Annotated in this window: 20 protein-coding genes and 2 pseudogenes; 12 read left to right on the forward strand and 10 right to left on the reverse strand. The window is 65.6% G+C overall.

The genetic code is table 11. From position 1 onward, the window contains the following. On the forward strand, window positions 1-836 hold an 836-nt coding region (locus AB4Y34_RS20860), incomplete at its 5' end, for an FUSC family protein (RefSeq protein ID WP_368717083.1). 7 nt (window positions 837-843) lie between these two features. Next, a complete protein-coding gene (locus AB4Y34_RS20865; protein WP_368717084.1) occupies window positions 844-2,424 on the forward strand; it encodes a TolC family protein in 1,581 nt (526 codons plus the stop codon). A gap of 234 nt (window positions 2,425-2,658) precedes the next feature. Here AB4Y34_RS20865 and AB4Y34_RS20870 read toward each other — a convergent pair whose 3' ends face one another. Next, entirely contained in the window at window positions 2,659-2,970 is a 312-nt protein-coding gene (locus tag AB4Y34_RS20870) for a hypothetical protein (protein WP_368717085.1), read from the reverse strand. Between the two features lie 237 nt (window positions 2,971-3,207). Between AB4Y34_RS20870 and AB4Y34_RS20875 the strand changes: the two genes are divergently transcribed. Together AB4Y34_RS20875 and AB4Y34_RS20880 are read left to right on the forward strand one after the other, a co-directional pair. Next, on the forward strand, window positions 3,208-3,744 hold the full coding sequence (locus tag AB4Y34_RS20875; protein ID WP_368717086.1) for a thioesterase family protein: 537 nt from the start codon (window positions 3,208-3,210) through the stop codon (window positions 3,742-3,744). Next, a pseudogene (locus AB4Y34_RS20880) lies at window positions 3,737-4,728 on the forward strand (alpha/beta hydrolase). The gene AB4Y34_RS20875 and the pseudogene AB4Y34_RS20880 overlap by 8 nt, the downstream one beginning before the upstream one ends. A gap of 41 nt (window positions 4,729-4,769) precedes the next feature. On the opposite strand, the gene AB4Y34_RS20885 reads toward AB4Y34_RS20880, so the two are convergent. Next, entirely contained in the window at window positions 4,770-5,732 is a 963-nt protein-coding gene (locus AB4Y34_RS20885) for a response regulator (protein ID WP_176365993.1), read from the reverse strand. 620 nt (window positions 5,733-6,352) lie between these two features. On the opposite strand from AB4Y34_RS20885, the gene AB4Y34_RS20890 reads away from it, so the two are divergent. Next, window positions 6,353-7,204, forward strand: a complete 852-nt coding sequence (locus tag AB4Y34_RS20890) for a hypothetical protein (RefSeq protein WP_368717087.1) — start codon at window positions 6,353-6,355, stop codon at window positions 7,202-7,204. A 12-nt stretch (window positions 7,205-7,216) separates the two neighbouring features. On the opposite strand, the pseudogene AB4Y34_RS20895 reads toward AB4Y34_RS20890, so the two are convergent. Both AB4Y34_RS20895 and AB4Y34_RS20900 read right to left on the reverse strand, forming a co-directional pair. After that, window positions 7,217-7,891: pseudogene (locus AB4Y34_RS20895) on the reverse strand (HAD family hydrolase). 437 nt (window positions 7,892-8,328) lie between these two features. Next, window positions 8,329-9,210 carry a LysR family transcriptional regulator gene (locus AB4Y34_RS20900; protein WP_176379305.1) on the reverse strand — a complete coding sequence of 294 codons (882 nt, stop codon included), beginning with the start codon at window positions 9,208-9,210 and terminating at the stop codon, window positions 8,329-8,331. 120 nt (window positions 9,211-9,330) lie between these two features. Between AB4Y34_RS20900 and AB4Y34_RS20905 the strand changes: the two genes are divergently transcribed. After that, the gene (locus AB4Y34_RS20905) at window positions 9,331-10,083 is read left to right on the forward strand and encodes a TerC family protein (RefSeq protein WP_368717088.1); all 753 of its coding nucleotides are present in this window, start codon (window positions 9,331-9,333) and stop codon (window positions 10,081-10,083) included. Window positions 10,084-10,141: 58 nt separating this feature from the next. Here AB4Y34_RS20905 and AB4Y34_RS20910 read toward each other — a convergent pair whose 3' ends face one another. The 4 genes from AB4Y34_RS20910 to AB4Y34_RS20925 are packed head-to-tail and all read right to left on the reverse strand — an operon-like array spanning window position 10,142 to window position 14,810. Then, window positions 10,142-10,774, reverse strand: coding sequence for a DUF2894 domain-containing protein (locus tag AB4Y34_RS20910; protein WP_368717089.1), 633 nt, complete (start codon window positions 10,772-10,774; stop codon window positions 10,142-10,144). Beyond that, complete coding sequence (locus AB4Y34_RS20915) at window positions 10,767-11,420, reverse strand: OmpA family protein (RefSeq protein ID WP_176106590.1); 654 nt, start codon at window positions 11,418-11,420, stop codon at window positions 10,767-10,769. Before AB4Y34_RS20915 ends, AB4Y34_RS20910 begins: the two co-directional genes overlap by 8 nt. Continuing rightward, on the reverse strand, window positions 11,417-14,035 hold the full coding sequence (locus AB4Y34_RS20920; protein ID WP_368717090.1) for a DUF802 domain-containing protein: 2,619 nt from the start codon (window positions 14,033-14,035) through the stop codon (window positions 11,417-11,419). Before AB4Y34_RS20920 ends, AB4Y34_RS20915 begins: the two co-directional genes overlap by 4 nt. A gap of 10 nt (window positions 14,036-14,045) precedes the next feature. Beyond that, window positions 14,046-14,810, reverse strand: coding sequence for a DUF3348 domain-containing protein (locus tag AB4Y34_RS20925; protein WP_368717091.1), 765 nt, complete (start codon window positions 14,808-14,810; stop codon window positions 14,046-14,048). 252 nt (window positions 14,811-15,062) lie between these two features. On the opposite strand from AB4Y34_RS20925, the gene AB4Y34_RS20930 reads away from it, so the two are divergent. From AB4Y34_RS20930 to AB4Y34_RS20945, 4 genes are all read left to right on the forward strand, one after another. Next, window positions 15,063-16,295: an NAD(P)/FAD-dependent oxidoreductase gene (locus AB4Y34_RS20930; RefSeq protein ID WP_368717092.1), complete on the forward strand. Its 1,233-nt coding sequence runs from the start codon at window positions 15,063-15,065 to the stop codon at window positions 16,293-16,295. 434 nt (window positions 16,296-16,729) lie between these two features. Beyond that, window positions 16,730-18,976, forward strand: coding sequence for a TonB-dependent receptor (locus AB4Y34_RS20935; protein ID WP_368717093.1), 2,247 nt, complete (start codon window positions 16,730-16,732; stop codon window positions 18,974-18,976). Beyond that, on the forward strand, window positions 18,976-19,812 hold the full coding sequence (locus tag AB4Y34_RS20940; protein ID WP_368717094.1) for a tetratricopeptide repeat protein: 837 nt from the start codon (window positions 18,976-18,978) through the stop codon (window positions 19,810-19,812). Before AB4Y34_RS20935 ends, AB4Y34_RS20940 begins: the two co-directional genes overlap by 1 nt. Continuing rightward, complete coding sequence (locus AB4Y34_RS20945) at window positions 19,809-20,492, forward strand: Fe2+-dependent dioxygenase (RefSeq protein ID WP_176379297.1); 684 nt, start codon at window positions 19,809-19,811, stop codon at window positions 20,490-20,492. Before AB4Y34_RS20940 ends, AB4Y34_RS20945 begins: the two co-directional genes overlap by 4 nt. A 90-nt stretch (window positions 20,493-20,582) precedes the next feature. Here the strand turns inward: AB4Y34_RS20945 and mctP are convergent, their stop codons facing one another. Both mctP and AB4Y34_RS20955 read right to left on the reverse strand, forming a co-directional pair. Next, a complete protein-coding gene (gene mctP / locus AB4Y34_RS20950) occupies window positions 20,583-22,064 on the reverse strand; it encodes a monocarboxylate uptake permease MctP (protein ID WP_176379296.1) in 1,482 nt (493 codons plus the stop codon). Further along, entirely contained in the window at window positions 22,061-22,258 is a 198-nt protein-coding gene (locus AB4Y34_RS20955) for a DUF3311 domain-containing protein (RefSeq protein WP_018434172.1), read from the reverse strand. Before AB4Y34_RS20955 ends, mctP begins: the two co-directional genes overlap by 4 nt. 205 nt (window positions 22,259-22,463) lie before the next feature. Between AB4Y34_RS20955 and AB4Y34_RS20960 the strand changes: the two genes are divergently transcribed. Both AB4Y34_RS20960 and AB4Y34_RS20965 read left to right on the forward strand, forming a co-directional pair. Beyond that, window positions 22,464-23,879: a cache domain-containing protein gene (locus tag AB4Y34_RS20960; protein WP_176379295.1), complete on the forward strand. Its 1,416-nt coding sequence runs from the start codon at window positions 22,464-22,466 to the stop codon at window positions 23,877-23,879. Further along, a complete protein-coding gene (locus AB4Y34_RS20965) occupies window positions 23,876-24,529 on the forward strand; it encodes a response regulator transcription factor (protein WP_176120158.1) in 654 nt (217 codons plus the stop codon). Before AB4Y34_RS20960 ends, AB4Y34_RS20965 begins: the two co-directional genes overlap by 4 nt. The last annotated feature ends 32 nt before the right edge of the window (window positions 24,530-24,561 follow it).

Here is a 24,561-nt window from a genome sequence, read left to right on the forward strand (position 1 = left end):
TCATCACTGTCTACGTCGTGTCACTCGGCAGCACCGCCGAGACCGTCGAGAAACTGGCGCTGCGCATCGCCGGCTGTATCGCCGGCGCGCTCGCGGGCACCGCAGCGATCGTGTTCCTGATGCCCGCGCTGACCTCGATCGGCGAGTTGATGGCGGTCGTGGCGATCGGCGCGGGCTTGTCGGCGTGGGTTGCGTTCGGCTCGCCGCGCATTGCGTATGCGGGTTTTCAGATCGCGTTCGCGTTCTTCCTCTGCGTGATCCAGGGCGCGGAGCCCGCCTTCGATCTGACGATCGCGCGGGATCGCACGATCGGCATCCTGATCGGCAACCTGGTCGTCTATCTGGTGTTCACACGGGTGTGGCCGGTCAGCATCGCCGCGCGCGTCGAACAGGCGCTGGCCGCACTGCGCGAGCAATGGGCACGCCTTGCCTCGCCCGGGTACGCCGGCAAGCGACGCGCTGACGTGGCGGCCGCGCTGGCCCGCGGCCGCGCGCTGCGCGAGGATGTTGCGCTGATGCATTACGAGCCGTCGTGGGTACGGCCCGGACCACAGTGGCTCACCGCGCACCACCGCGAATTGGCCGGCCTCGCCGCGCTCGAAGCGCCGATGCTGCTGCTCGTCGAACGACAGCCCGCCGCCGCGACGATCGAAGGCTGGCTGCAACGGCTCGCGGCCGTCGCGCATGGGCAACCGCCCCGCGTCGATGCAACGACCACGACGCAACGGCCGGCGCCTGACGTCACCGACCCGCCAAGCGCCGCGCTGCAAAGTCTCGGCGACGCACGCCTTGACGAATTCGAACGCGCGGCGTCCGCCGACGCGGCAAAGGAGTAGTCGAATCATGCGTCGACTCAACCCGCCCATCGCGCTGGCGATATTCGTCGCGGCAGGCTTGAGCGGGTGCGCGACTTCATCGCTCGACATGGCGCCCGACAGCTCCGCGACGCCGTGGCAGCCACAGACCGATGCAGCCGGCGCCATCGTGCCGGGCGCACACGCGCCGGGCGCGCCGTCGGAGTCGACCACGCCCCGCTATCGGCTGCCCGCCAATCCGGCGCTCGCCGCCGTGCCGCCGCCACCCGCGCTCGATCCCACGCACGCGTACGAACTGCCCGAGTTGATCGACATCGCGGAGTCGGCCAATCCGTTGACCCGCATCGCGTGGAACGATGCGCGCAACGTGGCGCTCGCGGCCGGCATCGCGAAGAGTGCTTATCTGCCGCAATTGTCGGTCGCGGCGATGGCTCACTACACGGGCGGCAAAATTTCGGACACGTCACAGCTCGGTCAAGCGTCGATCAGCGGCGAGACGCACGGCGTGACCTCGGTGCTGTCGCTGGAGTGGCTGCTGTTCGATTTCGGCGGGCGGGCCGCACGTGTCGAGGCCGCATCGCAGGCCTCGGTGGTCGCCAACATCGGCTTCACCGCAATCCATCAGCAGGTGATCTACGACGTCAGCGTCGCGTTCTACGCGTACCAGAGCGCCCGCGCTCGCCTCGGCACCGCAAAGCAAAGTGTCGCGAACGCCGACGCGATTCTGTCCGCCGCGCAATCGCGCTATCAGCGTGGGGTGGGCACCGTGATCGAAGTGGCCCAGGCTCGTCAGAACTTCGCGCAGGCAAAACTCGGCCTCGTGCAAGCCGAGGGGGCCGAAAGCAACGGTTACCTCGCATTAATCTCCGCGATGGGCATCTCTCCACTCGCCAAACCCGCGATCGCCGACATGCCTACCCACACACTATCGCCGGCGATGAGCGAGCCGATCGACCGGATCGTGGCCACGGCGATCGCGCGGCGTCCGGACGTGCTGAGCGCCTACGCGGCGGAACGCGCGAACCTTGCGAAGATCAAGGCGGCCGAGTCCGACTTCAAGCCGAAAGTGTTCCTGTCGGCGTCGGCGGCGTACAACACGAACAGTTCGTCGATTTCGGCGGTGCCAGGGATCGGCCAGCAATTGCCGACCGTCAATCTGAGCGGCAACCGTTATGGCGGCACCGTGGTGCTCGGCGTGTCGATTCCGCTGTATGACGGTGGCTTCCGCTCGGCCGTGCTCGCACAGGCACGCAACGACGCCGACAGCGCATCGACCCGTCTCGCGCACAGTCGCGAAGAGGCAGTGCGGCAGATCGTCGGCGCGCAGAACGCGCTGCAAACGAGCCTGAGCGCGCACACCGCCGCGAAGGAACTGCTCACCGCCGCGCAAACGAGCTACGACGCCGCGTTCGACGCCTATCGCCACGGCGTAGGTTCGATCACCGATGCGCTGCTCGCGCAGAACCAGTTGCTGGCCGCGAAGAATGCCTACGCGGACAGCTATAGCGGCGCGCTGTCGGCGGCGGCGGCGCTTGCGCTCGCGACGGGTTCGATCGATGCTCCGGCCGGTGCGGGCCCGGACTCGCCGCTGGACGCGCCTGTCAACTGACGCAGCGCTGCTGCGTCGTCCCCTTCCTGCCGCCGTGCATCTGCTGGAATAATCACGGGCTTCCGACCGCCCTGCGGTCTTTCCTTCCCTCTTCGTCGATCCCGCTGTCGATAGAACCCTTTGTCGTCCTGCCGGTGCGGTTCTCCGCACTGCTTCACGCATATCGCGGGTCGGTGCGATCGCCGAAGTCACGCTGAGCGACGGTCGCGAATTCGGGCATTTCACGATGTGTAGTCAACGCGTGTAATTCACCACCGGCACGGAATAAGAAGTCGGCGCGAAATCGGTCCGACCGCCGCGCTGCGACGAACCATTCGACGGCGCACCGTAGCCACTGTTCTGCGCAGCCTGGTTTTGCCCCGCGACCTTTGCTTCGGCCGCCTGGATATTGGCCGGATAGTCCATCGGACTCGCGTTGGACGGATCGTGCACCTGCGCGCGCGAGGGCGGCTGATTGGCCTGATTCGACTGCGCAAACGCCGCGAACGGCACGGAAATGAGCGCGACGATAACTCCAGCTTCGATCAGCGACCTGATGGACTTCATGATTTCCAACCTCCAGAGATGGCTTCATCCGATTGCCGCGGAGCCTCGCGCGGCAGCAAAACCAGTTTAGGAGCCGGTCAGGCCGCGTAGTAAGCCCTGAACCATGAATTCACTGTTGCCATAGCGACCACAATTCGAAGTCACCACGTTCCGGCGCGGCGTCAACGCGATGAACTACACTGATAACGCCAAACGACGCGCCACAGCCATCGCATTCGATCGAGGAGATAGACGCTCATGTCGCATCCCGTTGCCCTGCCGTCTTACCGCGACAGCGTGCGCGCCGAATGGGTCGACTACAACGGCCACATGCGCGACGCGTTCTACCTGCTGATCTTCAGTCTCGCGACCGACGAGCTGATCGATCTGATCGGCCTGCCCGATGCGGTGCGCAAAGAGCGGCATCGATCGATCTACACGCTCGAAGCGCATGTCCACTATCTGCATGAAATCAAACAAGGCACGCCGGTGCGTGTCGACATGCGCGTGCTCGGATACGACGCGAAACGTATGCATGTGTACTTCGAAATGTTTGCGCTGGACGCGACGCAAAGCCAGCGCACCGGCCCCGTCGCCGCTGGCGAGCAGATGCTGCTGCACGTCGATACCAGCGGACCGCGCGGCGTCGCTTTCGATCCGGACGTCAAAGCGCGCGTTCACGAACTCGCGCAATCTCATGCGGCATTGCGGCCGGCGCGTTTCGCGGGACGTGCGATCGCATTGCCCTGCGCAACGCAGCGGGAAGCACTACCCGAACGGAGTGACCATGCTTGAGCCGGAAATCGCCGCGTTTATCGAACGGGCCAGTGCGCTCTATCCGTCGCATCACGCGGCGATGACGCCGCGCGAGCAGCGCGAACTGTACGACCGTTACGCTGCCACGCTGACGCCGCCGCTGCCCAGCGAACTCACCACACAGGACGCAGGCTTTCGCACCGACGCGGGCCATGCGATCCCGCTTCGGCTCTACCGGCATCGAGCGAAGGCAAGCGAACACGGCACGAACCGCGGCACGGTGCTGTATTTTCATGGCGGCGGATTCGTGCTCGGCTCGCTGAACAGTCATCAGATGGTGACCGCGCGCCTCGCCGCGGACACCGGCCTCGACGTGATCGCGGTCGACTACCGGCTCGCGCCTGAGCATCGCGCGCCGGCCGCGCACGACGACTGCCTAGAGATCACGCGTGCCGCGTTGAACGACCGCCTGCCATTCGATCTGCCTGACCACGCCGGATTGCAACTCGCCGGCGCTATCGCCGGCGGCACGCTCGCGGCAAGCGTCGCGCTGCGCTTGCGCGACGACGGCGTGAGCGGGGGCGCGGCATCGCGCTGGTTTATCCGATGCTCGGCACCGAGCCGCAACTACCCGCGCGCGACACCGAGGCCAATGCGCCGATGCTGACGCTCGCGGACGTGCATAAGTTTCGCAACGCGTACTGGGGGACAAGCGGGAGAAACAGCGGAGCAAGAGACGAAGAGAAAGGCGACCGCACGCCCGGCCCCGCATGGACGATCCCGCTCGCCGCAAGCCGCTTCGACGGACTGCCGCCGACGCTGGCCATCGGCGCCGAGCACGACCCGCTACGCGACGACGCGCGCGTGTTCGTCGAGCGGATTCGCGAGGCTGGTGGAGATGCCCGGCTGCTGATCAGCACGGGGCTCGTGCATGGATGCTGGCGCGCGCTCGAAACGAGCCCAGGCGTGCAGGCCATGCACAAGGCTGTATGCGATTTTCTCCGCGAACACGCAGGCCATTAGCGCGGCGACACGAAGCACCGCGCCCGGTGCGCTACCACGGCTCAGCGATTGCGCTCAGCGCGCCACTGCGCGAACGTGACGAGATCGAGGCCGACCTCGCCCGGCTCGATGCGGGTCCAGCCGAAGAACGCGTCGTCCCAGCCGGGAATGCTTTGCGGCGTCAGCGACCGGAACTTCATGCCGGAACGATACGCGAGGTCCGGCCAGAACAGCGGCATCACCTCGCGCGTGGCGAGCTGGCGCAGCAGGTCGGACGGGCCACCCTCGTCGGCGACGATTTCGCCCTGCGAGATCCAGTCGTTCTCGGCCCACGCGACGAATACGCTCGGGTTGCCCGCGGCGTCGAACATCAGGATCACGTTCTGCTCGGGTCGCCAGTAATACTCGACGATGCCCTGCGCGGCCACCACTTCGTCGATCACCTTGCGGGTGCGCGGATCGCAGTAGGTCATGCCGTTTTCACCGAGCGCGAGCCAGCCCGACTCCCCGCAATGGCGGCTCTTTGCGTCCTTCAGGAAATGGGTGAGGCGATTGGCCGAATCCGCATCGGTCTTGCGCAAGTACAGATCGACGATGCCGGCGTTGAACGCTTTCACCGCGACGGTTTCATCGGCGACGCCAGTGAGCAACACCTTCGCGCAACGCAGATGCGAGATCGACGACAGGAATTCGACGCCGCCGATGCCCGGCATGTCGTAGTCGACGACGACCGCCGCCACTTCCTCGAAGCGCGACGGCCGCGCGACGATGTCGCGTTCAGCCGAGGTCTCGACGAAGCGCTCGACACCTGGCTCGCTCAGACACGCCGACGCCGCCGCGAATTCGAGCGAATTCTCGCGCGCGTGCTGGCGGATATAGTTGAGGGCCGCTTGCGGCCGCGTGAAAAACAGGTTCGTGTAGGTGCCCGGAAAAAACCGGCGAAGCGCGTCGAGGTAGCTGTCGTTGTCGTCGACGAAAACCACCGTGGACGGATAAAAAACGGGAGGTCGAATAAAGTTGTTCATATCTTCACGTGTTTCCCACGCCGCCGCGAACGCGCCAGACCGACCGGTCGGTTGGTTGATCTGGCGTTTCGCAAAGCGACTGCCCAAGGTATGCCGGGCATGTCTCGCCCGCGGGTCCGCATGATCAATGGGTTCTTGTCGCTACTTCCGGTCACCGCCTGCCGTCGCCGCTATCGACGCTGTTCGTGCATCTCGGATGGCCCGGTCTGGCGGGCCTGCCGGCATGTGCACTGCGAGCCAGTCGCTGCAAGTCACATTTACACGCCGGACAATCGAACTGTGGCAGCCGGTCGTCTGCAATGGTTCGTATAGTACAGGCTCCGGGCATTGGCGGCACAACTTAAATCGCTTTCCTGCAGGCGCCTACCGCGCAAATGCGGCGCGACTGATTGATCGAAAAAAAAACCGCGGCACACGGCAAAAATGCCCTCTTCCCTAGTGCCGGCCAAGGCCTATCGCGGCAGGCGCGCACCGTTCCGGTGCCAGGTCCGATCAGACATCTACCATCATGACGCGTCGCAATATGCCGACGAGAAGCGTCGCTGGCGAAATGGTCGTTTATCATCAGCCAATCGCAGTTGCTTAATGGTTGTTGCTTAGATATGACGAATACCGGGAAGATGATGATAGTTGGGCTGCTCGTGATCGATGCGGGCGTCGCCGGTTATCTGCTGTACCCCAGGGACGATCAGGTGCCGGCCGTGACCGGCTCGGTGACTCGCAGCGTCACCGGCACGGTGGAATCGCAACCGCAGACGGACACGACGCGTGCCATTGGCGGCAGCATGAGGCCGGCGCAACCGGTGAGCCCGCCCGCGGACCTCGCGAACAACGCCCCGATCGCGCCGCAATCGGCGGCCCCGCGGACGGAGTCGGCTGCTCCGGCACCACCCGCTCCGGCCCAGGCTCAGGCACTCGCCCCGGCACCGCCTCCAGTTCAGGCGCAAGCTCCGGCACCCGCTCCCGCACAGTCCCTCCCGGCAACAGCGGCCGCCCCCGCGCCGAGCGTCACGCCCGATGCCGGCCAGATCGCCAGCGGCCGCATCGACAACGCAGCGCCGGCTGTGGGCAATCCGGCCGCGGTCGCGCGCGAGCGCTCGAAATCGCAGTCGTACGCACAGCAAAAAGCCCAATCGAGGCCACAGTACGGGCCGCGCATCGACCAGACGACCCAAGACCGCCGGCGCGACGACACGCACCCGAACGGCGCGAACCCCGTCGCCGCGATGCTAACGGATCAACTGGTCAAGGAATCGGCGAAACCCGACCCGTCGCTGCCGATGCCGTCTGGCGTCACCGTGCCGATGCCGTCTGACAATGGCCCCGGACCTGGCCCGGGTGTCGGCCGCGGCAGCACGAATCCGGTCGCGTCGGCGATGACCGATAAGCTTGTGCGCGAATCGTCGAAAGTGGGACCCACTCAGGGGCCCACTCAGCCCCCGGCTGAGCCGCCGATCCTCAACAAACCCTGAGCGACGCCAGGCTCACGGCCGCGACGCCACCTCGTCGAGATGCGCGAGCAGATCGGCCGGATCGTCGTAGACGCGCAACGCTCCCGCGCGCTCCAGTTCCTCGGTGCCGTAGCCACCCGACAGTACGCCGACGCCGAGCGAGCGGCAGCGGCGCGCGGCGAGCATGTCCCAGATGCTGTCGCCCACCACGACCGTGTGCTCGATCGGCACGCCGAGCCGCTCGGCCGCGGCGAGGAACAGGTCGGGATCGGGCTTCGCGTATTTGACGTCGTCGCGCGTGACGACGACCGCCTTGGCCGGATCGACGCCGAGAGCCGCCAGATTCAGCGACGCGGTTTCCATCCGCCCGCTCGTCGCGACGGCCCACGGCGTGCCGGCTTGCGTCAGCGCGGCGAGCAATTCGCGCGCGCCCGGCAGCGGGCAGACCTGCGCGCGCATCCGCTAATAGGCTGCGGCATGCGCATGCCGCAGCCGTTCGGCGCGTTCGACGCTGATCTCGCCGTGGGTCTCACGCAGCAACTGGTCGGTGAACAGCCCACCGCTCATGCCGATCTTGCGATGGATACGCCAGACGGACAGCGGGATACCCTCGCTGTCGAGCGCCTCTTTCCACGCCAGCACGTGCTGATAGACGCTGTCGACGAGCGTGCCGTCGAGGTCGAAAAGAAAGGATGTCTGGATACGCATGCCAGCCTCCGGTGATGATGGGTTCAGTCACTATGCCATGTGTCGATGAAGCGGCCAGGGCGGGCCGCCGCCTTTCAGCACGTTCCGGTATCTAACCGATTTGCGCGAATTACCACGGATTCGCGCGTATTTCCCCCGATTTCGCCGTGCCCTCACCCGGCGCACACCGGAACACCGTAAGCTTCGCCGCCTCGTTGTTTGCGCCGCCACCGTTTTTCGAAAAATCCCCGCTTTATTTCTCCGCTGGACGCGTTCGGCACCGGCGGCTATCTCGGCGCGGCCGGCGACGCCACCGGCTCGCTCAGCGGCTCGCTGCGCCTCGACAACTACGAGGTCAACGAATTCACAGGTCGCGGTCACGGTGGGCATGCGCCACGCGTTCTGATGCGCGCGCGCCGCGCGCGTGGCGCGTCGCGCGCCGCGACGGTGAGATGCCCTCACGACTGCGCCGCCGCGATCACCTGCGACGCGAGCGCATGATGCTGGCCGCGCCGCGAGCGGATCGCGTGAATCTCCTCGATGACGCCGTCCGCGCGGCCGAGCCAGCGCAAGCCCCGCAATAACGTGAGATCGTCGGCGCCGAGCTCCGCCAGTGGAAACACGCCGAGCCCGCGCGCCGCGAACACCGCCATCAACGCGCTGTCCTCGAATTCGCCGACGACGCGCGGCCTGATTCCCTGCGCCTCGAACCAGCGGTCGAGCCGCGCGCGCAGTGCGCCGTGGCGGGTCGGCAGCAGCACGGGCAGGTCCGCGAGACAGTGCGGAAAGCCGTCGCGCGCCGGCTTGCGCACGATCTGCGCGGGCCCGTACCAGTCGACCGGCGAGCCCGCGACGCGCTGGCTCAGCACGCGTAGGTCCGCGCCGTGCGGCGCCGGCTGACAGGCGAGCACCAGATCGAGCCGATGCAGCGCGAGCTCCGACAACAGTTGCGCGGGCTCCCCCTCGTGACACAGCAGCCTTAGCGACGGCGTGGCTAGCACCGGCGCGAGCAACGCATGCGCGGCGAGCTTCGAAATCCCATCCGACAAACCGACCGCGAGCCGCACCGACTCCGCGCCGCTCGTCTCGCGCATCTCGTCGAGCAACGCCTCGCCCAGCTGAAATATCTGCTCCGCGCGATTGAACGCCTGCTCACCGGCTTCGGTCATCGCGACGCCGCGCCCGGCGGGCTTCAATAGCTGGCGCCCGAGCGCTTTCTCGAGTTCGCGAACCTGCGCGCTGATCGTCTGCACGGCCATGTCGAGTCTCGCGGCCGCGCGCGCGAAGCCGCCCTCCTTCACGACGATCCAGAAGTAGTACAGGTGACGATAGTTGAGCATGCGGATCCGATACTTCGAAAAAACCGAAATGTCGTTCAGATTAGCACTGGTTCATTCGAACCGTGAACAGGCCGATGATGGCGGTTCCGCCGCTCGCGGCGCACTCGCTTGCCCCACCTCATGGACTCCCTGTTTGCACTCGTTGCCGATCCCGCCGCCTGGGCCGCACTGGTTACGCTGATCGTGATGGAAATCGTGCTCGGCATCGATAACCTGATCTTCATTTCGATCCTCAGCAACCGCTTGCCGGAAGCGCAACGCGCACGCACACAGCGCACCGGGCTGCTGCTCGCGCTGGTGATGCGGCTGATTCTGCTCAGCACCGTCGCTTGGATCGCGAAGCTGACCGCGGTCGCGTTCACGCTGTTCGATCATGGTTTTTCGTGGCGCGATCTGATCCTCGTCGCTGGCGGCCTGTTTCTCGTGTGGAAAGCGACCACCGAAATCCGTCAGCACATGATCCCCGATGACGAAGTCACCGCGAAATCGAACTCGACCGTACAGCTGACCGTGGCCGCCGCGATCGCTCAGATCATCCTGCTCGACATCGTGTTTTCGGTCGACAGCATCATCACCGCGGTCGGCATGACCGAGCACCTGCCGATCATGTTCGTCGCGGTGATCGTATCGATCATGGTGATGCTGTTCGCGGCGCAGCCGCTCGCGCGTTTCATCGATCGCAATCCGACCATCGTGATGCTGGCGCTGAGCTTCCTGCTCGTGATCGGCATGACGCTGATCGCCGATGGTTTCGGCTCGCACGTGCCGAAGGCCTATATCTACGCGGCGATGGCGTTCTCCGCGTTCGTCGAGGGGATGAACATGCTCGCGCGGCGCGCGAAGACGAAACGTCTGGCAAGCAACGAGGGGTAATGCCGTGATGAAATGCCCGGCGGCTTGGCGCAAGCAGCTTCCAGCCGCCGTTGGCGCGTTAGCGCGCCTTCCTGCGAGCGCCCTTGGCGGTCGTCGCGGCGCGCGGCGCTTCCTTCTCGACCGGTGCGCCGCCGTTCATCTGCTCGAGCCACGACAGCGTATCGACATACGACAGAAACTGCTTCAGATACCCCGGCGACAGCTCGCGCATCAACGACAGCGCACGATGCACGAGGCTGCTCGAATTGAGCGGCCCCGCGTTGCCGGGCACCTGCGCGAGCGACTGGCGCAACTGCCTTTCGGTGCGGACTTTCGACCAGACTTCGCGGAAGTAGTCGAGCGCGGGGAGTTCGGGATAGGCGGCGGCGTGCGGAGCGTCGGCCCGCGCTTGGTGGCGGGCAAGCCGTTCGATCAGCGCCGCGAGCGTGGCGTCGCTGGCCGCGTCGGCTTCAACCGGAGTGGCTTGCAACGCGCTCCCGGCCGCGGCCGCACGCTCGACCTCGGCCGTATATTCGGCCAGTAATGCCGCCAATCGTTGCCCGATCACCCGTCGCGTCTCGCCGCTGTGCCGCGCCGCGCGCCGCGCAAGCGCGTCGAGCAGATGAAAGCGCAGCGGATCGAGCCGATCCGCACCGCTCGCGCGCCATGCATCGAGCGTCGCGCGAGCCGCGTCGATTGCGTCGTCAAGCACCGGACTTCTCCGCCGTCGCCGCGCTCGACGGCCGCGGCACCGGCGCGATTTCGACGCGGCGGTTCTTCGCGCGGCCGGATTCGTCGGCATTCGAACTGACCGGCTGCTCGGCGCCGAATGCCGCCGCAAACACCGACGACGCCGGCACGCCCTCGTCGATCAGCGTGCGCGTGACCGTCAACGCGCGCTGCGCTGACAGCTCCCAGTTATCGGCGAAGCGTCGATTGCCTTCGCGCAGGCGTTGATCGTCGGTGAAGCCGCTGACCATCAGGATCTGATCACTCGCGCGCAGATACGCGGACAGCGGACCGGCGAGGCTCTTTAGCAGCGCGCGGCCCTCGGGCTGCAGCTGCGCGGAGTTCAGCGCGAACAGCACGTTGCCGCTAATGCCGATGCGGCCATTGACGAGCGTCACGCGCCCCGCCGCGAGCGGTCCCGCGAGCGCCTGCTCGAGCGTCTTGCGCCGCTGCGTTTCGGCCTGGCGCTGCTTGACCTCCTGCTCGAGCTTGTTCGATAGCACGAGCTGCATGCCGATCACGCTCACCAGAATCAGCACGAACGCGCCGACCAGCACCGACATCAGATCGCCGAACGAGGCCCACACCGGCGCGGCCGTTTCCACGCCGCCATCGATGTCCTCGCTCATACCGCGTCGGCTCCGGCGGTCGCGCGCTGCGCGGCCAGCAACTGCAGGTCTTCGACGATCTGCTTCTGCGACATCACGCTGAGATCGACCACATCGCGCGCCTGTGCGACGTAGTAGGCGAGCTGTTCGTCGCTACGGGCAAGCGATTTGTCGAGCGCCGCTTCGATGCGTTCGAGATGCGCGACGAGCTTGTCGTTCGCTTCGCCGAACATTCCGACGGCCGCGCCGAACGCTTCGCCGAGACTCGCGACTTCGACCGCGCTGCCGGTGACCTGCGCGGCGACCGTGCCGAGCTTGCCGGTCTCGTGCTCGAGGTTCTCGGAGAAGCGATTGCCGACGCGTTCGAGCAGATCCGCCGACGTCGAGACCAAGGCATCGACGGCGCTGCGCTGTTCGGTCGACGCGTGGTTGACCGCGTCCAGCAGCGTTTCCAGCGTGGCGAGCAGACGGCTGCGCTCTTCCAGCATCGCGGTGTCGCGGACCATGCTGGCGGAGAGCTTCTGGCGCAGCTCCGCGACGACTTCGGCGGCGGCCTTCGGCGCTTCCGATGCCGCCTGCACGAGGCGTTCGATCTCGGCGATCGTCGCGCTGGCGTGGGTTTGCGTCTGCGCGGAGATATCGCGCGCGGTTTGCGCGAGTGCGTCGCAGATCTGCTGCTGACGGGTCGCCGTTTGCGAACCCGTTTGCTGCCATTGTTCGCTGAGCTTTGCGGTCATCGCACCGAGCGCTTCGGTCCATGCGGCGAAGCGCTGTTCGTCGCGCGCGGCGAGTTCGGCTTGCAGGTTTGCTGCGGCCTTCGGTGCTTCGGCCGCGGCCTGCACCAGTCGATCGATTTCGGCGATCGTCGCGCTCGCATGCGTTTGCGTCTGCGCGGAGATATCGCGTGCGGTTTGCGCGAGTGCGTCGCAGATTTGCTGCTGATGGCTTGCAGCTTGCGAACCCGTTTGCTGCCATTGCTCGTTGAGTTTCGCCGTCATTGCACCGAGCGCTTCGGTCCATGCGGCGAAGCGCTGTTCGTCGCGCGCGGCGAGTTCGGCTTGCAGGTTTGCTGCGGCCTTCGGTGCTTCGGCCGCGGCCTGCACCAGTCGATCGATTTCGGCGATCGTCGCGCGGGCATGCGTTTGCGTCTGCGCGGAGATATCGCGTGCCGTCTGTGCAAGCGCGTCGCAGATTTGCTGTTGATGGCTGGCGGCCTGCGCACCCGTCTGCCGCCATTGCTCGCCGAGCTTCGCGCCCATTGCGTCGAGCGCCTCCGCCCATGCGCTCAAACGCTGCTCGTCGCGCGCAGTCAGTTCCGTCTGCAAGTTCGTATGCGAGCTAACCACAGCACTCAGCAACGCCGCGGCATGCTGTTCGAACGTCGCGGCGGCGCGCGCCAACGCCTGCTCGTTGTTGGCGGCGAGCTTGTCGCCCGCGCTTTGCTGCTTTGCCAACGCGTCGCCCCACGCCTGCGAGATGCCGCTGGCCGTCGCTTCGAGCCGCAGGGACACGCCGTCGAGCAACGCGGCCGAGCGCTGTTCGAACGCTTCGGCAACGCGTTCGACCGAAGCGCGCTGTTGCGCGGCCAACTCGTCGCTCGCCTGCCGATGTCCGGCGAGCGCGCTGCTGCAAATCTCGACGAGGTTCGCGCTGGTCACCGCGAAACCGCTCGACATGCCGTCGAGCTGGCGCTGCACGGCCTGGGTCACCGCGTCGTGCAACGCGGCGGTTTCGCGCGAAAGGCCGGCCATCGTCGCTTCGACGACCGGCTGCAAGGCCTTGCCCGCGGCCTGCGCGCTGCCGGCCACGCTGTCTTTCAGCGACTGCTCTATCACACCGGCAAGACGCAGATAAGCGGCTTCGGTCCGGCCGTAAAACGCGTCGAGGCTCGCGATCTGCCGCTCGTTCGACGCGGCGCTCTGTTGTTCGAGCGCGCTCATCATCGTCTGCAGACGTTCGACCAGCAGCGGCGTCGCTTCGGCCTGGCGTTGCAGCAGCCGGAAGCTCTCGTCGCGCTGATGGCTCTGCGAGTACACGCGCAAAGTCGCCGCGATCTGCACGTCGAGCTGTTGCGCCGCTTCGAGCCGCTCGCGGCGGCATAGCGCCGACAGCAGCCCGAGCATCGCCGAGGTCGCGACACCCGCGATCGAGGTGCCGAACGCGAAGCTCAGCCCCTTGACCGGCGCCGCCAGCGATGCGCGGATCGCCTGCAGGTCGCTTGCGCTCTCCAGCGCGAGGCCGGTGCCGCGCAGCGTCATCACCATGCCGAGCAGCGTGCCGAGCATGCCGAGCAACACCAGCAGGCCGACCAGATACGGCGTCAACGCGGGTCCCGGCAACGCGACGCGCTCGCCTTCGACGCGCAGCCGCACGCTATTGCGCAGACTCGGATGGACGGGTTCGAGAAACGCGGCAAGGCTCGGCGGTGGTCCGGACAGCGCAGCAAGCGCGCCCGTCAGCGTAGTGGTCGCCTGGCTATAGCGGCGCAATTCGAGCGCGCCCAGCACATAAAAGACGCCGATCAGCAGCGTGACGGCGAACGCGAGCGCATTGGAGACGGCGTAACCGACGGCGATCCAGCACGCCGCGGCGAGCCCCGCGAGAAATACAACGAGATCGATACGATATCTGGACATGGGGTCCCAGTTAGCAGGCGCGAAGAGCCGCGAGCAGCCCTTCGACCGGTTGAAAACGAACGTCCAGCTCGGCCAGCAAAACGCTTTGCATGTCCTTGCGGAAGGCGTCGAGCCATGCGTCGGACGCGAGCGGCGCCGCAGCGTTGCTGGCGTCGGTCGCTTCCGCCTCCGCGACCCTCCGGGCCTCCCCCTCTTTCAAGCGCTCGAAGTGCCCGCCGAGCAGGCCGGGCACCGCGCCGAGCAAAGTCCGCTCGCGCTCGCCGAGCGCACGCTCCATCACCGCATCGACGACCGCGAGCCGCGCAAGCGCCGGCGCTTGCGTCGCCAGCAGCGCGCGCAGCCGCCCGCGTAATGTGCCGATCGCAGTTTCCATCGACTGCTGAAGCGCGAGATAGCGCTGCCTGAAGACCGCGTAGTCGGTCTGCGTGTCGACGGCCACGCGCAGTGCCGACATCCGGGCAGACAAAGACGACGAGCCACGCCGCCGTGAGTCCGCGAGCACGCTATCGCTGGCGATTGCGCTCACCAGCGAGCGGCGCACACGCGTGCACTCTTCCTCTTCCGCGCGACCGAACGCGCGCGCGCCACCAGCGACGGCCGGCGGCTTGCCGTCGAGCGCCGATGACAACGCGATAGCGTCGGTCCAGCCGAGCCACTGGCTCAGCCGATCCGCCAGCGATTGGCGCGATTCGGCGACGTCGGCCTCGGCGAGACGGGCCAGTAAGCGAACGAGCGCGGGCCCGCTGAGGGCGCTGCGCTGAGGGGCTTGCAACATACCACCGGACGCAAAAAAGTCAGCAGTTTACACGCTGGGGCCAACGAGTCCGAAGTCGCTTACTCGATCGTGCGTCGAAAGACCCGGTTTTGCCCGATCGAACCTGGCATTCGCGCGTTTTCTCGAGCGCGGTTTTTTGCCAATAGCGAAGCGAGCCTATCCCTGTATAAGATGAAAGCTGGCGCATCGCCTCGCACTGAACACTGCGGAGCGTCGACAACACACAGAACACACGCAAGGCGGACAGGCAGCATGAAATTCGATACCGTGGTGCTCGGCGCCGGCATTGTCGGGGTATGCGTCGCCGTGCATCTGCAGAAACGCGGGCGCGCGGTTGCACTGATCGACCGCAAGCAGCCGGGCAACGAGACGTCGTTCGGCAACGCCGGGTTGATCCAGCGCGAAGGCGTCTATCCGTACGCGTTTCCGCGCGGGCTCGGCACGCTGCTGCGCTACGCCCGCAACCAGTCGCCTGACGTGCGCTATCACGCCGACGCAATGCTCCAGGTTGCACCGTTTCTATGGCGCTACTGGCGCAACTCACATCCGGCGAAGCACGCGGAAATCGCGAAGTCGTACGCGACGTTGATCGAGCATTGCGTCAGCGAACATCGCGCGCTCGCCGCGGACGCCGGTGCGAGCGCGCTGCTGCGGCCCATCGGCTGGATCAAGGTGTTTCGCCACACCGCCGCGCGCGATGCCGAAATCACGCTTGCCGAACGGTGGCATCGCGAATACGGCGTCGAGTTCGAAACGCTCGACGCCCCGCGCCTGCAACAGCTCGAGCCCGATCTCGACAAGCGCCTGCAAGGCGGGCTGCGCTATCCGCAATCCGATTCGGTCAGCGATCCGAACGCGCTCGTCACCGCGTACGAGCGGTACTTCGAAGCGCTCGGCGGACGGTTCTTCATCGGCGATGCCGATACGCTGCGCGAAGGCTGGCAGGTCGATACGCGGGACGGGCCGATCTCGGCCGCAGCGGCGGTGATCGCGCTCGGGCCGTGGTCGGATCGCGCGAGCACGCGGCTCGGGTATCGGCTGCCGCTCGCGGTCAAGCGTGGCTATCACATGCACTACGCAGCGCGTCGGACCGCACACCTCAACCATCCGATTCTCGACGTCGACCACGGCTATGTGCTCGCACCGATGGCGCGCGGCATCCGATTGACCACGGGCGTCGAAATCGCGCGCCCCGAAGCGGTCAAGACGCCGGTGCAGCTCGATGCGGCCGAACCCATCGCGCGCACGCTGTTTCCGCTCGGCGAACGTCTGGACCCGGAACCGTGGATGGGACGGCGCCCGTGCACGCCGGACATGATGCCGATCATCGGGCCCGCGACGAAACATCAGGGGCTGTGGTTCGCGTTTGGCCATGCGCATCATGGTCTGACGCTCGGACCGGTGACGGGGCGGCTGATCGCCGAGATGATGACCGGCGAGCAGACGCTGGTCGATCCGCGGCCGTTTCGCGTCGAGCGGTTTTAGCCGGGTGGTCCGAGGCGGCTCGATCGAGCGCCTGATTTTGTTACTTCCGTGAAAGAAACGACGGACAAGAGTGCCCGCAATGGGCCTCTTGAACGACCGGTTTTTGCCCTCTTCCGCAACTAGGGCGAGGACAGCGATTCTCAAAACCGCTCCTCGCCACGCCCTTGGCGCCGCCGCCTCTTCCCAAATAGGCTATGCGCGGTATAGCCGCCAAACACCCGGCTTCATACTGCAATTCACACCGATCTCACTCTCAACCCACATTCGCCGCACATCTTCCCGGGCAGCTCCCGCCAAAATTTCTATTGAGAACGCTTCTCAATTACGCGGCAATTGAATACAATCCGCCACGAAATAACTTTGTAATAAACATGGAATGCTCGGGTAAGGAAACTAGCACCGGCCCCGGCTTCCCGAACTCGACGGGGATAAACATGAAGTTGCGGTCCGACGATCCGAAGCTCGGCAAAATCAGCACGACACTATGCGGCATACTGGCCGCCGGCCCCGCCCTCGCGCAGGGCACCACGGCCGCCGCGCCTCCCGAGCGTGAGGGCCAGCTCGCGCCCATTTCCGTGCAAGGCCAGTCGGACGATGGCTTCAAGACCGATCACTCCGCGTCGGTCAAATTCACTGCACCGCTCGTCGATACCCCGAAGTCGGTCACCGTGATTCCCGAGGAGCTGATTCGCAGCACCGGCGCATCGACGCTGACCGAAGCGCTGCGCACCGTGCCCGGCATCACGTTCGGCGCCGGCGAAGGCGGCAACCCGCTCGGCGACCGGCCGTTCATTCGCGGCTACGACGCGCAGGGCAGCACGTTCGTCGACGGCATGCGCGATATCGGCGCGACCACGCGCGAAGTGTTCAACATCGAAAGCATCGAAGTGACGAAGGGTTCGGACGGCGCGTTCGGCGGCCGCGGCGGCGCGGGTGGCAGCATCAACCTGATCACGAAGACGCCGCATCTGGGCACGACCGCGGACGGCAGCGTCGGCCTCGGCACCGACCGCTATCGCCGCTTCACCGCCGACGGCAACTGGCAGATGGCCGACCACGCGGCGTTCCGCCTGAACGTGATGAGCCACAACAACGACGTGGCTGGCCGCGACGCGGTCAACAACGAGCGCTGGGGCATCGCGCCGTCGTTCACGTACGGTCTCGGCACGCCGACCCGCGTGACTGCAAGCTACTACCACCTCACCACCGACGATCTGCCCGACAGCGGCATCCCGTACTTCTACACGACGACCAACAAGCCGGCGAACGTCAGCACGATCTTCCCGGCGCCGGTGGACCGCCACAACTTTTACGGCCTGATCGACCGCGACTTCCGCAAGACGAGTTCGGATATCGGCACCGTGCGCATCGAACACGACATCAACGGCGACCTGACGATCCGCAACACGACGCGCTACACGAAGTCGACCCAGGACTACATCTGGACCCAGCCCGACGACAGCCAGGGCAACGTCGTCAACGGCAAGGTGTGGCGCCGCGCGAATACACGCGCGAGCAACGTGTACAGCCTCGCGAACCAGACCGAACTGTTCGGCGAGTTCAAGACGGGCTTCCTGAAGCACAGCTTCACGACCGGTATCGAGTTGTCGCGCGAAACCAGCGTCAACGATTCGTACACGGTGGCGGCCGCGACCGGCGCGATCTGCGCAACCCAAGGCATTGGCGCGGCGTCGGGCTATAACTGCACGAGTCTTTGGACGCCGAATCCGAACGATCCGTGGGCCGGATCGATCAGGCAAACCAACGACCCGAGCCAGCAACGCACCTCCACCAAATCGATCTACGCGTTCGATACGATCGGGTTGACCAAGCGCTGGCAGGCCAACGTCGGCCTGCGCGTCGACGATTACTCGACCGAACTGCGCAATACCGTCGCCAACGGCGCGACGCGTGTGTCGCGCGACGACACGCTGTTCAACTACCAGTTCGGCCTCGTGTTCAAGCCGGCCTCGAACGGCAGCATCTATGCGTCGATCTCGACGTCGTCGACGCCGGCTGGCGCACTGCTCGGCCAGGGCAGCGAAACGCAGTCGCTGATTCCGTCCCGCGGCGTCGGTCCGAACGCGGCGTTGTTGTCGCCGGAAAAGAACCGCAGCGTCGAAGTGGGCAGCAAGTGGAACGTGCTCGACAACAAGCTATCGCTGACCGGCGCGCTGTTCCAGATCGACACGACCAATGCGCGCGTCACGCTGCCGGACAACACTTACGCGATGGTCGGCAACAAGCGCGTGCAGGGGTTCGAGTTCGGCGTGGCGGGTCAACTGACCAACAAGTGGCAGGTGTTCGGCGGCTACACGTATCTGAAGAGCGAGTTGCGCAACAACGGCAAGACCAAGTCGGATAACGGTCATCAGTTCCCAAACACGCCGAAGAACAGCATCAGCCTGTGGACCAACTACGACGTGCTGCCGAAGTTCACGATCGGCGGCGGCGCGTTCTATATGTCGCAGGTGTATGGCGATACCGCGAATCTGCGGGCGGTGCCGTCGTACTGGCGCTTCGACGGCATGGCGACGTATCGCGTGAACAAGCACGTCGATCTGCAACTGAACGTGCAGAACATCTTCAACCGCACGTATTACGACCAGGCGTACGCGGCGCACTACGCGTCGATCGCACCGGGACGCTCCGCGTTCCTGACGCTCAACGCCCACTACTGATGCCGCGCGCGACGAACGAGGTCTCGGTGCGGGCGCTCGCGAGCGTGTCGCGCGATGAACTCGCCTCCATCCTCGCGGGGCCGCCCGAGCGTGCCGCCGCGTGGGTCGCGGCGGCCGCGCGCAACGGCATCGTCGACGCGCAGACCGTGTACGGGCAGTACCTGCTCGACGGTCACGGCGTCGAGCGCGACGTCGACGAAGCGTTCGTCTGGTTCCGGCACGCGGCCCGGCGCGATCATCCGATGGCGATGAACATGTTGGGCCGCTGCTACGAACATGGCTGGGGCACGGCCGCCTGCGCGCCGGTCGCCGTGTACTGGTATCGGCTCGCGGCAGAAGCCGGGCTCGACTGGGGCATGTACAACTATGCGTCGGCGTTGGCGCTCGGTCATGGCATCGAATGCGATCGCGCGCAGGCATTGCAGTGGTTCTTGCGTGCTGCCGAACTCGGGCATGCGAAGTCGTTGAACTTCGTCGGCAGTTTTTACGAGGACGGCTGGAGCGTCGATGCCGATGCGGATATCGCGCTGGACTACTATCGACGCGCCGCGCAAGGCGGCGATTTTCGCGGGCAGTTCAATTACGCGCGGCTGCTCGCCGAGCGTGGCGAAATCGCGGAAGCATTGCAATGGTTGCAACGTGTGCCGCACACCGCGACCGGCGCTTTCGTCGCGAAGATGTGTGCATGGCTGGCCGCTTCTCCCGTTAGCGCGTTTCGCGCACTCGAACGCAGCCTTGGCGCAAACGCCAAGGCGAATGCCAATGCGAATGCGAGCCTCAACATGAACACGCAAATCAGCGCCACGCCAAACCTGACGCAGGAGCCGCGCACATGATGCTGCATTTACCCGCCGTACTCGGCAAACAGCAGGTCGCGCAATGCCGCGAAATGCTCGACGCGGCGCAATGGATCGACGGTAATGCGACTTCAGGCCAGCAATCGGCGCAAGCCAAGCGCAACCAGCAGCTGCCCGAAGGCTCACCCGCCGCGCGTGCGATCGGCGATGCGATTCAGGACGCGCTCGGCCGCAACGCGCGCTTCTTTTCCGCCGCGTTGCCGCTGAAAGTCTTCCCGCCGCTCTTCAATCGTTATACCGGCGGCGACGGCTTTGGCACGCACATCGACAATGCGATCCGCCAGTTGCGCGGCACTGACTTCCGCCTCCGCAGCGACCTGTCGGCTACGCTGTTCCTCGCCGAACCGGACACCTACGACGGCGGCGAGCTTTGCATCGAGGACACCTACGGCGTGCATCGCGCGAAACTGCCGGCCGGCGACATGGTGCTCTACCCCGCCTCGAGCCTGCATCACGTGAGCCCGGTCACGCGCGGAGTGCGCGTCGCGTCATTCTTCTGGATTCAGAGCATGGTGCGCGACGACGGCCAGCGCGCGACACTGTTCCAGCTCGACAACGACGTGCAGACGCTCGCGGCGGAACGAGGCTCGAACGACGCGACCGTCGTGAGCCTCACGGGCATCTATCACAATCTGCTACGTCGCTGGGCCGACGCCTGATCGGCGTCAGGTCACCGGCCGTCGATGCAATAAAAAACGCCGCGGGCCAACTGCCCCGCGGCGTTTTTCATCGAGCCGGACAAACGTCGATCAGGCCGTCACGGCAGCCCGACGCGGCGACACTGCCGACACCACGAAGCTCACGACGATGTTCACCACCAGCGCGATCAGGCCGATATACAGCGGATAGTTCTCGTGGCCGAAATGCAGGCCGTACACCGGCTTGAGCCCTTGCGAAATCGCGAGGCCGGTGCCGAGCAGGATACCTACCAGCCAGCCGAGGAACAGACCCGGCGTGTTCAGACGGCGCGTGTACAGCGTGAACACGATGGCCGGGAAAATCTGCAGAATCCACACACCGCCGAGCAGTTGCAGATCGATCGCGTACTGCGTCGGCAGGAACACGATGAACAGCAGCGCGCCGAACTTGACGACCAGCGAGACGATCTTCGCGTTGGCCGCTTCCGCTTGAGGCGAGAGGTTCGGCGACACCAGCGGACGCCACAGATTACGCGTGAACAGATTCGCCGCGCCGATCGACATGATCGCGGCCGGCACCAGCGCGCTGATCGCAATCGCGGCGGCCGCGAAGCCGACGAACCACGACGGGAACAGCGTACCGAACAGCGCCGGCACCACGTCGCTCGCCGACTTCACGTTCACGCCCGCGGCGATCGCCATATAGCCGAGCAGCGCGATCAGGCCGAGCAGCACCGTGTAGGCCGGCAGGAAGATCGCGTTCTTGCGAACCGTCTTTGCCGACGACGACGACAGCACCGCCGTCATCGTATGCGGATACATGAACGCAGCGAGCGCCGAGCCGAGTGCGAGCGATGCGAACGCCGTGTACTGGTTCGGCTTCAGCAGGATGCCGGTCGCGCCGCCCTTCGCCTGGAAGTGCGCATCGGCCAGTTCGAACACGTGCCCATAGCCGCCGAGCTTCACCGGGATCAGCCATATCGCCGCGATCACGACGATATAGATCATGATGTCCTTGACGAACGCGATCATCGCCGGCGCGCGCAGGCCGCTCGCATACGTATAGAGCGCGAGGATCACGAACGCGACGATCAACGGCAATTCGCCGCTGACGCCGAGACCCTTGATCACGACCTGCATGCCGACCAGTTGCAGCGCGATATACGGCATCGTCGCGACGATGCCGGTCAGCGCGATGGCTGCCGGGAACCACTTGCCGCCGTATTCGCCGTGCACGTAGTCGGCCGCGGTGATGTGGTTCTTCGCGTGCGCAACCCTCCACAGCTTCGGCATCACCGCGAACACGAACGGATAAACGATGATCGTGTACGGCAATGCGAAGAAGCCGTACGCGCCCACCGAAAAAACGAGCGCGGGCACTGCGATCACCGTATAAGCGGTGTAGAAATCGCCGCCGACGAGGAACCACGAAATGATCGTGCCGAACTGCCGGCCGCCGAGGCCCCACTCGTGCAACTGCGTCAGATCGCCACGCTTCCAGCGCGCCGCGAAAAAGCCGATCACCGTGACGAGCACGAAGAATGCGATGAATACCGTCATCGCAACCGGGTTCACAGGATTCAGATCGCTCATTTGAGACCTCGATACACGATGTAAATCAGCAGCGAGGTCAACGGCACCCACAGAAACTGATACCAGTAGAAGAACGGAAAGCCCGCGAGCGACGGATGCGTGTCGTTATAGAACGGCAGCCACAGCAGCGCGATATAAGGGATCAGCAAAATGAGCCAGAGCCATGAACGGCCGGCCGGCGGGGAGGTCTCCACGAACGTCTCCTTGAGTATTATCGACAGCACGCGCGATGGCTCGTGCGGGGAAATCGGGAACGCCGCACACTCGCCCGCCAGGCCTGGCGCAGCGCAGGATGCGACGGGCATGTAGTATTCGCCTTCGCGCCTTTCCTTACAAGCGCGCAACTACGTAAGCCGTCTACGTAATAATACGTAGCCCGTTGACCGGCTTTTTTCAACGATGAAACTCAAAGCAAAGATTGTGCTGCTTGCGATCGTGCCCTTTCTGGCGGCGATCGCGAGCATCGAGACCGGCGTGCGCCGCGAAGCGACGGCGCTCGCCGAGCGGCAGCACGCGACCACCCAGTCCGCCTACATGGCCAGCAAGGAGGTCGAGCTCAAGCACTATGTCGAGCTCGCGACCACCGCGATCGCGCCGCTCTACGAAGCCGGCGGCGCCAACGCGCGCGACGACGCGCTGCTGCGCACGCGCGCGCTCGCGGTGCTCGAGAAGATGAATTTCGGCGAGGACGGCTACTTCTTCGTGTACGACCTGCACGGCCGCACGCTGATGCATCCGCGCGAGCCGGATCTGGTGGGCCGGGATCTGTGGTCGTTGCGTGACAGCCACGGCGCGCCGACGATCCAGCAGCTACTTGCCGCGGCCGCGCGCGGCGGCGGCTACGTGCGCTATCTGTGGCACCGGCCGTCGACCGGCAAGGAGGAGTCGAAACTCGGCTACGTGGTGCCGCTCGAACGCTGGGGCTGGATGCTCGGCACCGGCATCTATCTCGACGACGTCGACACGGCGCTCGCGCATATCGACGAGGAGGCCGCGGCCAATATCGATCGCACGATGAAGTGGATCGACGCGATCGCCGTGGCCGGCCTCGCGGTCATTGCGTTGTGCGCCCTCGTGCTGAACGTGACCGAATATCGCAGCGCCGACGCGAAGCTGAAGCGGCTCGCGCAGCAGGTCGTCGAGTCGCAGGAAAACGAGCGTGCACGCCTGTCGCGCGAACTGCACGACGGCATCAGCCAGATGATGGTGTCCGTGAAGCTGCTGCTCGAATCGGCGCTCGCGCGGCTCGAACGCGGCGACGCGCGCGTGCCCGCCGCCGAGGCCGCGCTGTCCACCGGACTCACGCGGCTCGGCGATACGCTGCGCGAAGTCCGGCGCATTTCTCATGCGCTGCGTCCGTCGATGCTCGACGATCTCGGCGTCGCCGCCGCGCTCGAACAACTGACGCGCGAACTCGGCGACGAGTCCGGCATCGCGATCGGCTTCACGCAGATCGCGCACACGCATGCGGCCACGCTGCCCGATACGGTCAACACCGTGCTGTTTCGTATCGCTCAGGAAGCGCTGACGAACATCGTGCGGCACGCGCAGGCGTCGAGCGCCGCGCTTGCGCTCGAAGTGTCGCGCGATACGGTCACGCTGACGATCTCCGACAACGGCCGCGGCTTCGACGTGGCCGACGCATTCGTCGGCGGACTCGAAGGCGTCGGTCTGCGCAACATGCGCGAACGGCTCGAAGCGCTCGGCGGCACGCTGTCGCTGAACTCGCAGCCGGGACACACCGTCGTTACCGCGCGCGTGCCGCTGCCAACGACGCACGCCACGATGCCGCCCCTGCAGGAATTCTCGTCATGAACGACACGACCTCTCCTTCCATCGCGCGTCTGCTGCTCGTCGACGATCATCCTCTCGTGCGCGACGGTCTGCGCGCACGGCTCGAAGCAGTGCGCCACTTCGAAGTGGTCGGCGAAGCGGGCGACGCGCAGGAAGCGCTCGCGCTGGCCGAACGACAGGCGCCGCATCTGGCGCTGATGGATGTCGGCATGAAAAGCGGCATGAACGGCATTGCGTTGGCAGGCCTGTTTCACGAGCGCTTTCCGGCGATTCGCGTGCTGATGCTGTCGATGCACGACAACCTCGAATACGTGACCCAGGCGGTGCGCGCGGGCGCGAGCGGCTATGTGCTGAAGGATTCGCCGGCGCTCGAAATCATTCAGGCAATTGGCGCGGTACTCGACGGCAAGACGTTCTTCAGCGCGGAGATTAGCGCCCGACTGATCCAGGCGTCGGCGACGCAATCGCCAGTCGAACGTTTGACGCCGCGCGAGCGCGATATCCTCGATGCGCTTGCCGAGGGACTGTCGAGCAAGCAGATCGCGCAGCGCAACGATCTGTCGGTGCGAACCGTGGAGACGCACCGGCTGAATCTGAAGCGCAAGCTCGATATCGAAGGGCAGGCGGAGTTGATCAAGTTCGCGGTCGAGAATCGGCGCAACAAGCGTTGAGGTTCGCTGGCGCGCGATAATGAGCCGGCCCA

The sequence above is a fragment of the Paraburkholderia sp. BR10954 genome (genome assembly GCF_040965775.1).
Lineage (GTDB): Bacteria > Pseudomonadota > Gammaproteobacteria > Burkholderiales > Burkholderiaceae > Paraburkholderia > Paraburkholderia youngii.